This window comes from Neobacillus sp. BF23-41, from assembly GCF_041106275.1.
In genome coordinates, this window is the sequence record NZ_JBGBPR010000002.1 from 216,202 (window position 1) to 228,027 (window position 11,826).

At 38.4% G+C, this 11,826-nt stretch carries 11 protein-coding genes; 3 read left to right on the forward strand and 8 right to left on the reverse strand.

The window, feature by feature from the left end; genetic code table 11:
* Positions 1-59 precede the first annotated feature (59 nt).
* From AB7942_RS04200 to AB7942_RS04220, 5 genes are all read right to left on the reverse strand, one after another.
* Positions 60-281, reverse strand: coding sequence for a hypothetical protein (locus AB7942_RS04200; RefSeq protein WP_335397896.1), 222 nt, complete (start codon positions 279-281; stop codon positions 60-62).
* Positions 282-457: 176 nt separating this feature from the next.
* Entirely contained in the window at positions 458-1,654 is a 1,197-nt protein-coding gene (locus AB7942_RS04205) for a class I SAM-dependent rRNA methyltransferase (RefSeq protein ID WP_369445918.1), read from the reverse strand.
* 417 nt (positions 1,655-2,071) lie between these two features.
* On the reverse strand, positions 2,072-3,703 hold the full coding sequence (locus AB7942_RS04210) for a M4 family metallopeptidase (protein ID WP_369445919.1): 1,632 nt from the start codon (positions 3,701-3,703) through the stop codon (positions 2,072-2,074).
* A 368-nt stretch (positions 3,704-4,071) separates the two neighbouring features.
* Positions 4,072-4,896, reverse strand: coding sequence for a DUF3231 family protein (locus AB7942_RS04215; RefSeq protein WP_369445920.1), 825 nt, complete (start codon positions 4,894-4,896; stop codon positions 4,072-4,074).
* Between the two features lie 37 nt (positions 4,897-4,933).
* On the reverse strand, positions 4,934-5,077 hold the full coding sequence (locus AB7942_RS04220) for a DUF3231 family protein (protein WP_369445921.1): 144 nt from the start codon (positions 5,075-5,077) through the stop codon (positions 4,934-4,936).
* 460 nt (positions 5,078-5,537) lie between these two features.
* On the opposite strand from AB7942_RS04220, the gene AB7942_RS04225 reads away from it, so the two are divergent.
* A complete protein-coding gene (locus tag AB7942_RS04225) occupies positions 5,538-7,058 on the forward strand; it encodes an ATP-binding protein (protein WP_369445922.1) in 1,521 nt (506 codons plus the stop codon).
* 107 nt (positions 7,059-7,165) lie between these two features.
* On the opposite strand, the gene AB7942_RS04230 is transcribed toward AB7942_RS04225, so the two are convergent.
* Together AB7942_RS04230 and AB7942_RS04235 are read right to left on the reverse strand one after the other, a co-directional pair.
* The gene (locus tag AB7942_RS04230) at positions 7,166-8,410 is read right to left on the reverse strand and encodes an MFS transporter (protein ID WP_369445923.1); all 1,245 of its coding nucleotides are present in this window, start codon (positions 8,408-8,410) and stop codon (positions 7,166-7,168) included.
* Between the two features lie 279 nt (positions 8,411-8,689).
* Positions 8,690-9,367, reverse strand: a complete 678-nt coding sequence (locus AB7942_RS04235; protein ID WP_369445924.1) for an AlkZ-related protein — start codon at positions 9,365-9,367, stop codon at positions 8,690-8,692.
* Positions 9,368-9,522: 155 nt separating this feature from the next.
* On the opposite strand from AB7942_RS04235, the gene AB7942_RS04240 reads away from it, so the two are divergent.
* Positions 9,523-10,872 carry an FAD-dependent oxidoreductase gene (locus tag AB7942_RS04240; RefSeq protein ID WP_369445925.1) on the forward strand — a complete coding sequence of 450 codons (1,350 nt, stop codon included), beginning with the start codon at positions 9,523-9,525 and terminating at the stop codon, positions 10,870-10,872.
* 75 nt (positions 10,873-10,947) lie between these two features.
* On the opposite strand, the gene AB7942_RS04245 is transcribed toward AB7942_RS04240, so the two are convergent.
* A complete protein-coding gene (locus AB7942_RS04245) occupies positions 10,948-11,403 on the reverse strand; it encodes a DUF2269 family protein (RefSeq protein WP_088090311.1) in 456 nt (151 codons plus the stop codon).
* Between the two features lie 156 nt (positions 11,404-11,559).
* Between AB7942_RS04245 and AB7942_RS04250 the strand changes: the two genes are divergently transcribed.
* Complete coding sequence (locus AB7942_RS04250; RefSeq protein ID WP_088085616.1) at positions 11,560-11,787, forward strand: hypothetical protein; 228 nt, start codon at positions 11,560-11,562, stop codon at positions 11,785-11,787.
* The last annotated feature ends 39 nt before the right edge of the window (positions 11,788-11,826 follow it).

The window sequence follows — 11,826 nt, forward strand, 5'->3', positions numbered from 1 at the left end:
CAAACAAAAAGCGACGCAGTCTTGGTCATCCTACCAGATTGCGCCGCTTTTTTTTAATACTAAAAACTATTATCTTCTTTTAAACTTTCTTTGTTCATATACCAATTGGTTACCTGTGTAAGGATGGCAAACATGAAAAAGAAATTCATCGCCCAGACATTAATGAACGGAGCCAACCCGCCAAATTCAATCGTTTCTAGACCTTTTAGCTTCATCACAATCATCGACTCGATAAAAATAAGCACAAAACCAACAACACCAGCAATAGCCGCTCTAATCATATCGTTTCCCCCAGAAATGATTATTTTTTAATTTATGTAAGTTACGAAAGTAGCATTTGTGACAATTTCATGAACATCTTCCCTTTATTATATTGCAAAAATGGGATTTACAACACCCTGAAAAATAAAAAAAGGCCCCCCCACATCAAATTCCATGTGGGTGTCAGGCACCATTCTTATCTTATTTTTTTTATAAATACTACCTTCAAGTAGTCCCCTTCTGGAAATTCTTTAATGGTTTTGAAATCGACGGGAAGTGAAAATTCTTCCAATTGTTTGTACCGGCCGCCAGATTCTCTAAAGGCAGCATCGATAAAGCTCTTGAATTTATCCATCCCAAAAGCGCTGCTGTTTGTGGATGCAACAATGGTTCCGTTGTCCGCAGTTATGGCAATCGCTTCGATTAGAAGATTCTTGTAGTCCTTTTCGGCACTAAAGACAAATTTCTTTGAACGGGCAAAGCTCGGCGGATCAAGGATGACCATATCAAACTTCAGTTGTTTCTTGACTGCATATTTAAAGTACTTGAATACATCCTCAACAATAATTGCTTGTGTTTCATGGTCCACACCATTTACACTAAACTGCTCAATCGTTTTACTCTTACTCCGATTGGCCAGGTCTACACTTGTTGTTTTCGTTGCTCCCCCTAGAGCTGCAAACACGGAAAAAGCCCCCGTATAAGAGAAAGTATTTAAAACTGTCTTACCGTTTGCATACACATCTCGGATTGTGCGCCTTACATCCCGCTGGTCTAAAAACACCCCGACCATGGCGCTTTCATTTAAGTAAATGGCAAAGTTGACACCATTTTCTTTGACAATAAGCGGGAAATGACCTCTTTCACCTGCGACAAAGTCATCTTCCTCGATGTATTGCCCTTTTTCATCAAAACGCTTTTTCTGATAAATGCCCTGAAATTCAACCAGTTCCTTTAAAGCTTGAATGATATCGTCTCGAAAATGATAGATACCCTTGCTGTACCATGTTAACAAATAATAACCAGCAAAGTAATCAATCGTCAAACCACCGATTCCATCACCTTCACCATTAAATACTCGAAACGCGGTAGTTTCTGAACTTTGATAAAATGATTCCCTATCCTTAATCGCTTCTTTTAGCATTTTCTCAAAAAAACGTTGATCAAAAGAGTCATTTTCTTTTCTGCTCAACACCCAGCCAATTCCCTTATTTTGCTTACCATAATAGCCTTTGGCAAAAAATATATTTCTTTCATCGACCAATTTAACAATGGACCCCTCTTCTACGAGGTCGTTCACATTTATGATGGCTTCCTTAGAAATAAGTGGATAGCCGCTTTTAAATTTATTTACAAACTTTGGTTTCACTTTTAAACTGACTTCTTTAATCATCTTTTCATCCCATCAATTATAATAATCCTACTCATATTGTAGACAAATTCTCACCTTACAAATCAGCAGGAAAGCAATAACGTTATCATAACATTAATTCTGCTTGTTCTAAAACAAAACCCGCCACTAATCTAGTAGCAGTTGTCATCATTATTTCTTTTAATCCTTAAATGGGCGCAGGTCTTTATAAAATACACTGGTCAGTTTGAAATCTTCACAACTTCCACATTAGTTCCACCTAAATTCTACACAAGTTTTTCTTATGATTAAGTCAAGTTAATACGGAAATGGTTCAAAGAGTCATTTCTTAAAACTTCCCATAATTTTGATTGGTGCTGACACCAATCTATTTTTTTTGCCCATAAAAATGTCAGCCATCACATTATGTGACGGCTGACATTGGAAATAGTTAATGGTCTAGTTTACTCCCACTTGTGTCCAAGCAGATTTAACGGCATTGTACTGTGTGCTGCTTGAGCCATACAAATCAGATGCAGCTGCAAGAAGAGCCGCGCGTGCGTCACTAAAATCACTTTGTGGAGCTAAATAAACTGTGAGTGCTCGATAGTAGATTTTTTCAGCGACAGTTGTACCCAGACTTGAAATCGTTAAATAGGCTGCTTTGTTCGGAATACCACTGTTCGTGTGAACTCCTCCATTATCTGAAGTAGTATTCACGTAGCCGTTCATATTCTCCGGTTGTCCATAAAGACTAGGGTTTGAAAGACTGCGGAGCGCATCGCCAGCTTTATTAGGCGTGTACACATCTTCTCCTATTAAATAATCGCCTTTATCAAGGAATACCCCGAACGTATCAGAAATGGACTCATTTAAGGCACCTGATTGATATTGATATTCCAGTCCTGCTGTTCTTTCAGTAACTGCATGTGTTAATTCATGGGCAACAACATCAAGCGCACCTGACAATGAACGGAAGGTTGTTCCATCGCCATCTCCATACACCATTTGCGCTCCGTTCCAGAAAGCATTGTTGTATTTTCTGCCATAATGAACTGTTGAGCGAAGCGTAGCTCCATTATTATCAAAACTATTTCTATTAAACCTATTTTTATAATAATCATATACGGCACCGGCATAATAGTGAGCGTCTACATCGGCTCTCTGTGACGTTGCGTTAAAATTATTATCAGGATCAACAGAATAATTGCCTGGTATGAAAGATAGATTTCTTGCCGTTCTTGTTTCTATGACACCCGTCATTGGCTTGGTAATATCATATAGATAGTACGTACCGCTCGAATAGTAGGTATTAAGCGTTTTTGTATCCCCTAGAACACCGACCCCTGTTCCATCAGCTACCGCATTATAAGAATTTAAGATATTACCATTTACGGCATCCACATAGACCACCCAGTTTGCAGGATATGGCTGAATAAATTGCAGATTTGTTTTGTAAGCCAGATTAAATTCATTACCATTTTTATAAACAACTAGTTCCGCCTTTTCAACGGTATCTTCTATTTTTTTGCCAGTAGGACCTGCTTCAGCATTCGTGATGGTTTCCTCTTTGGTTACCTTTATAGATTTCCAAGACTGATCAAGGGCAGCATCTTTGGATAGCTGTGCTTTCAGAGCCCCTTTGAAATAAGAAGATGCTTCTGGGAACACATCACCATTGACTGCCGTTACGATTCCATTTTTATCGGTATGGACCTTAAACTTCGCCCCATCCACCGGAATCCCCTGAATCGATTGAATAAAATTATAGTGAGTGCTGCCTAGCCCGTCCGTCTCAACATCAAGTAATGTTAAATCTTTAGCTGTATCTAACTGATAAAGTGCTTTATTTTCTTTTAAAAATTGCTTAATCCCATCTATGTCTTTATAAACTTTGTTCGATAGTTTCCCATGGACAAAAGATGGTACCGTTTGTCCTTTCTTCCAGTTAACCTTTGCATCCTTACCAAACTGCGCCGCGTCTTTCGTAACGGTAACATTGTACGGAATAGTTTTTGCTGCAGCAGTAATCGGTAGTACAGACCCCATCGTTAATCCCAAAGCTAGTACAAGTGAAGTTCTCTTTTTCATCTCCAACCGCCTCCTAATGATCATTCTGTAAGAATTTTCAAAATAATCATAACACGATGAATCTTTTAGGATAATTGGGAAAAAGTTGGGACATGGTGTCAGGCACCAGCGAAAATATCATCTATTCTATTAAAAATCCCAACGCTAAGTTCATTTTTGCGTTGGGAAAATTTATTTGATTATTTTTTTGGAGGAATAAACGGTGAAATCCTGATGGTCCAAAAGTTTCAAATTTTTTATTTTAGTAACTTCGGTAGTATCAAGCTGTATCTTTATATGCGGTTTAAGTAAAATAAGAAAAAAACCGACATTTTAAAAATGACGGTTTTCAAAAAAATAGTTGAAGATAGTAACTTAAACTTAGTCTCCTAGCCCTGAATGATTTCATCCCGATCATCTGCTTGAGGAGGTTCCTCCATCCACCCATGTTTGATCATAATCTTCGCTCCTCCTTCCGCATACTGAGAGATTTCCGGAAGCAACGAAGCATACTTTAGCGCAATATCCCTTCTCGGACTTGCAGCGATGGCCATCCCGTAATTTCCAATCCCTGCTGCGATCATTGATGAAACATTAAACATAATAAATTTATCTGAAAACACAGGTACGGTTGAATCGGTAACAGCAGAATCCCAACTCATTGGAGCGGGAAGATCCTCATTTATTAAAATCTCACTAAATTGATTTGCCTGATGTTGCGCAATTTGCATTCCTCTTACCAAAAATTCTTTCACTTCTTGATCCTGCGCAATCTGTGCATACCCTGTAATTAATGCCTTTCCAATCATATTTGTTTGGATATTTGAAAACAAATGCGTAACTTTTACAGAAGTAATCGGCCTCTTATGTCCAAAAAAGCCAGCCAAAAAATGATCCCTTTTCACAAAATCAACTTTGTCAGGTGTAGAAATGTAGGGAGGTCTGATATATGTACCTTGTTCCAACATGAGATCCCTTGTCAGATCCTGTAACTTAACCGCACAATTTAATATACGTTTATGAAAATCAACGATATCTGCCCGTGTCACCAATCCTAATGCTGCACTACTTGCAGCCATTGCAAGAATAGACATACTGCGAAAAAACATTAAAACAAAAGTGTCTGAAAATAGTTTTGGGGCTTTTGGATTTACATCTTGATCCGTAAAGCCAATCGGGACAGGGAAATTCTCCTTTTTAAACAGTTCCTGCATAATCGTTATGTTGCCTTTAGCTACATCCAGTGTAAATTCAATGATGGGACGTACTTTCCTCGTCTTCCACCTTCTCTATAAAATAACTGGACACACAAACCGCAAGTGTGTCACTCAAATATTGGCTCCATAATGTTGACATTTCGGCAGCCGTTAATCGAATTTTTATTTTATCTTCCATAGAATCGCCTCTGTTCTTTTATATAAATTCGGATTATACATACCATTTGGTATTAGAATCCACAAAAAGAGAACATTTATGATAAATATACAGGATTTAACAGAATTTTTATCCCTTATTCCTTCATTTGCAGTTTCTTAAACTATTGGCTAGGTTAAAGCTCATTGTTGATTTGGCACATGTTGATTGGAGCGGAAGGCGCGAAGACTCCTGCGGGAGGACGGGGAAGGGGAGACCCCGCAGGCGCTTAGCGCCGAGGAGGCTCCCCGGACCGCCCGCGAACCGCACGCGCCTGGAGCGGAAATCAACAGCCAAGTATAACAGATCCAAACTATTAACGATTCAACACTTACATGAATATAATTTACTCATTTAATCACAAAATAATGGGTAGGGTATACTTCAGCGCATAAAAAAATAGTAGAATAATGATAAACAAATTTTGAGGAGTAGATTCCACTTGGTTGTCATTCGAAGTTTTACATCGATCCTGAAGAATAAATTTCTATTATATCTACTTCTCACATTGATCCCCACTATAGCAATCAGTACGGTCTTAGCACAGCACCAAGTTAAATTTTTGGAAGATCAAAATCAATACAAAGCACAAGAGTATGCCGACTTTCACACACAGAACATTGAAAATTTCCTTGGAGAAACGGTTGGCAGATTAGAAATGCTCGCTACTTCTATTAAATATCAGAAAAATAACATAAATGATGTGGAAAATTTACTTCGGGAAACAATGGGTAAAGATCTTCGCCTTTCAGGTTTTTTTTGGACAAATGCAAATGGAGACTTATTAATTAGCACGAATACAAATTCAAAAAATATCAATGTAAGCGATCAACCTTATTTTCAGCAAGCAATCAAAACAGAGAAAACAAGTTTTTCAGAAGTACATATAGGCAGGGTTACAGGAAGGCAAATCATTTCCATTGCTACTCCCATTATCAACCATGGCCAATTACAGGGAGTTCTCGTTGCCAGTTTGCGTATAGACGAAATAAAAGCAGCCATTAAAAACCATGTTAAAGATGAGATGGTCATCGTCACAGATGGTTCTGATCATATTTTACTAACAGCAGGATCCGTTCCTGAAGAGAGTTCTATAAAATCCAGTATGAAGATAGCGAAAATACCTTTAACAATATCAGTCTTAGTTAGGTCTGAAAATGACCTCGCTTTTTGGAAACCCTTTTTAAAATACCTAATCATCTTTCTAACAATTTCAAATATCATATTTTTATTGGCCCAATATTTTCTTTTAAAAAGGAAGATAAAAAAAGAAAATGAACAAACTGAAATTCATAAATTAGAATTAATCGGAAAACTCGCGGCTAGTACGGCCCATGAAATACGGAATCCTTTAACCGGAATAAAAGGGTTAGTAAAACTTTTAAGTGAGGAATATCAAGATAAGAAAACTCAATCCTATTTCGAAGTGATTCAAATGGAGATCGATCGAATCAATGTGATTGTTAGTGAATTGCTTGTTCTCGGAAAACCGACTGCCCACACACTTAAAACTTATAATGCTAATTCCATAGTAGCTGAGATTGAGCCGATTATTCATTCGGAAGCCAATTATATGAATGTGGTATTAACCGTTGATTATCATTCAGAAGAACTGCTTGTTTCTTGTGTCAAGGATCAGTTAAAGCAAGTCATTCTTAATTTAACAAAAAACTCCCTACAAGCAATGCCTTATGGAGGAAAATTTTCTATTACGCTTCATAAACAATTAGATAATTGTTTGATTACAGTGACTGATAATGGAGTTGGGATGCAGAAAGATCAAATTAGCCAAGCATTTAACCCATTCTTCACATTAAAGAAAGATGGATCTGGACTAGGTTTAACAGTATGCAAACGAATTATCGACTCCTATGGCGGGAAAATTTCTATAAAGAGTAATCCAAATGAGGGAACTCAAGTAGTAATTACACTTCCATTAGTAATCGACGAAAATAGTGACTAAAAAATCGTAGGCTTCCACTACGTTTTTTTTTGTGGAAGAAAGAGCAGATGGCACTGGCGATTTTTTTGCGTAAAAAAGCTGCTCTAAAAACAGAGCAGCTGTAAAACTTATACTTCCTCACTCTTTTTCAACATACTAACCGAACGCTTGAAGAGTGGAATGAGGATAATTACACCCACTATAAAGAGTAGGGCAGACGCTTCGTACATCGCGACAAGCGAAGTTGATTTCTTCAACCATCCGCTCGCACTCATGGTAATGACCATAGTCCCCATAAACATCGGGTTTAAAATGCCATTGACTCGACCAATAAAAGCTTCATCTGTATTTTTCAAAATCATCGTATTAATTCCAATGTGAATACAGGGCATAAACAAGCCGCTAATAAATTGCGCAGTCAATGTCAGCCATAACTGCTCTGATAGCCCCATTACAAAAAATCCAAGAGCACTGGCGCTCATTCCAATTGCAAGCAAGATTTGCGGAGGAGTCTTTTTCGCTAACCCCATCGTGAGACCTCCACCTAAAATCATCCCTGCTCCAAACGCTGCCATCAACCATTGCAGCATCTCTTTAGGTAAACCAAGTTGTTCCGTAATGAGGAAAACGGAAAGTGGCTGCGTTAGCCCCAGTCCTAAACCTGCTGCTGCAAAACAGCCACCCAGCAAAGTCAGTGCCCGGCTGTTCCAAACATAACGGAAACCTTCCTTCATTTCTTCCATAAGTGTGGTTTTTACAGCATTTTCTTCGTTTTCCCGGTCAGGTGGAAGCATAAATAGAATCGCTGCCGATAGCATAAAGGCAATCCCCATAATGGCAATCGCTGCACTAATGCCGTAATGCTGGTAAACAAACGTACCGATAATCGGCCCTAAAATCATAAACAAAGCAAACACCGTTTGGTACATCGACATACCCATTTGAATTAGTTCTTCCTTTACATGAAGCTTGAACAGTTTCATTCCAGAAGGCTGTGAAAACTGTGAAAGAATCGATGATACAAGTGTGGCGAAGAAAATAACTTTCCAGCCCCCAAATACTAGTGTTAACAATACAATAAAGATAGACAGCGCGCTAAGGAAGTCACACCATATCATTGTCCGTTTCGGACGCCATCTGTCTGCAAAGGTGCCTCCAATAAAGGAAAATAGAAAAATAGGCGCGAATTCTGCAACAGAAATAAGCGATACCGCAACCGGATCTTCATTTGTCTGCTCAATAACAAACAACAATATGGAGTAGTTACGTACCCAAATACCGATTTGTAAAAATAATGTCGATAGCAAGATGGTACGTATCACTCGATTTCTAAATAAGTCCCCCATGGTAATGTTTGATTTTGCTTCTTCCATAAAAAAACCTCCTTATCCATTTATCTGGACAGGAGGTACTTTACAACAAAAGGGCACAGTACACCAAGTACCTTCAACTCCCTTTTGTCTATAAAAGCCCGCACTAACCCTATCCAGAAATATGTTCGTATGATGATCCGAATTTTTTTCTTTTAATAGGTTTAGTGAATCATTGGCTTTATGGTCACCCTTTCGAATATCGTAGTTTCCATACTACTTTATTCTACTCTAAGAATCAAGAGCGAAGTTTGTCATAAAATGTATATCAATGAAATTAACCTAAACCTTAAAAATCTTTACTAATGCTTTCATGGACTCGGGACCGCATAACTGCTCAAAATGGTTTTTCAGCTCATGTTTTGCTTCGTCCATTTCTATTTTTCTTTGATCCACGTGGTTATTTTTTGACCAAAAGGCAAGGGTTTCGAAGGATGTACTGCTCCAGCCGTTTTTCTCGCCCGAAACATTCGTTTTCTCCTTTGTCCCTGAAACAACAATATCCATAGACCCCTGTAATTCCAACAATGCGTTATCAAACACCTTTTTCTTTTCTTTGTCTTTCATGCCTGCTTTGGCCCTTAATACTCTTGTGTCTATGCCTTCTTCCTCACTAATCAAAGTAAATAATTCTAAGGCTTCTCTAGAAACAAGACCGTCATTGTAACGTTTAGCCACTGAATACTGTGACCCCAATATCGCACTTACTAATGGGAGGAACTCGCGGGAAATTAAAACTGATTTCTTCTTAACAAACTTTCCGTAGGCTGCCACACCATCAACAGGGAACTGCGCCCTCCATAACCATGGGTCAAATTCTGAACCCGAATACCAATGTTCTTTGGATGTAATGCTATCAAGTGAAGGATAGTGAGGAATGAGCGGCGACAATGGAAGTAGACCAACTTGCTTAACGACCTGGACCGCTTCCTCATATGTACTAATTTTATAATCTATCAAACACACCAATCTCCCTCTAATCCGATTTTCTCTTTACTTCCCTATTAGTTTAGGTAAATCCTCCACATTCTAAACTCATAGGGGCCATAAAAAAATGATATAATACTAACCATTAATTATATCGTGCAAATAGTATTATCGGAGGTTTGCTAGGAATGTCATCAACAAATAGTTTTTTAGGAAAACAAGCACTTGTTATCGGCGGAAGTATTGCTGGTTTATTCGCTGCGCGCATCCTGTCCGACTTTTTTGAAGAAGTGTTAATTATAGAAAAGGACCAAAAGCGCGAAAAACATTTGACCAGAACCGGAGTGCCACAAGGGTCACATGGCCATGCCCTTTTAAAAAGTGGTGAGGAGATTCTCACTGAACTTTTTCCAGGGATTGTCGATGAACTAATCGCAGATGGCTCAGTAAAATCAGATTTCACCAGTGAGCTTGCTTGGAATCATCATGGGAGCTGGAAGGTGAAATATCATGCCGGGATATCAATTATCCAGCAAAGCAGACCCTTCCTTGAATGGCATATCCAGCGCAGGCTCGAGATGATTCCAAATATAAGCTTTTTATATGGTGCCAAAGCGAAAAGGATGCTGATAAATAGTGATTCTACCAGTATCATAGGAGTAGAAATTCAAAAGGATGGAGAAGCAGCCGTTCCACTTAACGCTAATTTAGTTGTGGATGCTACAGGGGCTGGGTCAAATTCAACTAATTGGCTCAGACAATTAGGTTTCGATGCCCCCCAAAAAACCGAAGTAAAAGTAAACCTTTTCTATGCCAGTCGCATCTACAGCTCGCTTTCCTCCAAAAATAAAGACTGGGGTAATTTATTGGTTTACCCTAATCCGCCTAGACAGAATCGTGGAGGGAGCATTTCCCCAATTGAAAATCAGCGCTGGATGGTGACATTACTTGGCTATGGCGTTGAATCACCACCTAGCACGTTAGAGGAATTTATAAACTATGCCAAAAGCCTTGAACAACCTGATGTATATGAAGCAATTAAAAATGGAACACCTGAGACGGATGTCAGTGTTTATCGGTTTCCAGCCTTACGCCGCTTTCATTATGAGAAGTTACAACGTTTCCCAAATGGACTAATTGTTAGTGGGGATGCCTATTGCCGTATTGATCCTGTTTTTGGACAGGGGATGAGCATCGCTGCACTTGAGGCGATTGCTCTGAAAAAGGAACTTCAAAAATCGTTAAATAAAAATAAGCTTTCACAAATTTCGAAAAATACTCATCGAAGCTTCAGTAAAATCATAGATGTCCCATGGTTAATCGCTTTAACTGAAGATTTTCGCTTCACCCATACCGACGGTGCAAAACCGTTTGGCCTTCCATTACTGAAGTGGTATGTAAAACGAGTGATTTTAGCCTGTGAAAGCAATCAAAAGGTATACGGAAAGCTTATCAATGTACTTCAACTGAAAGCCCATCCGATTAGCTTATTCTCATCTTCTACGTTAAAAGCAGTACTATTCCAAGCTAAGAGGTAAACTTAAAAGACATAAATAAAAAGGTGTCAGGCACCGTTCGTGGACATTTGTCTACGAGTGGTGCCTGACACCTTTTTAGAATGGCTTGAAAATCATCAGGGCGATGATGATGAGAAAGATTACATTTTCAAGGTTTTCAAATCGAAATAGAATTTTTGATAAACTCCAATATTCTTCGGGAATTTCTTCTCCTTTGTGCGATGCTAAAAGGGCTTTAACTGGTTTTGACCTAGGTGATAAAACGAGTGGTCCAATTGCTAGTGCAGCCAAAAAGAGAAAGAGACTGGTTACATACCATCCCATCCGAAACAGGCTCGGATTGATAAACCCCATGCTCAACCCTGTGATTAATAAAAGCGTGCCGCCAACCATTACAAATATATGTAACTTATGTCTAATCCTATATGAATGTCTTAATTCGGTCATGTTCTTCCCAGATTTGACCACTGTCGTTAATATGAAACCTGGACCCATCCCCAAGATGGCTGAAAAAATATGTATACATACAAGGATTTTATAGAAAGTAATCAATTGCTGCCAACCTCCATTCGCTCCCATCCCCATTTTATCATATTCTTATTTAATATATTAAAGTGAAATATAGTAGTTTTTGTGGCTACCATTGAATAAACATATTTTTAAAGTTAACCCTATTTACATACAATAAAGATACAAAGGAGCATAACCGTGAAACCTTATGAAATATTTAATATGATTATTGATGAGGAAGCTTATGACCAAGAAGAAGTGACAGCTGATTTTACATACGAAGATCAAGATTATAGTATTACCTTTAAAAAAGGAGACCTTGAACTAGTAAATGCTTGGGTTTTTAAGAATGGGACATCCCTGCCTGCGAATTTATCCGAGAATATTATCGAACGAATAAGAGAGGATGTTAAAAACAGAATTTAGTTTTTATGATTAAAGGTATAGTAACCACAAAAGGTCATC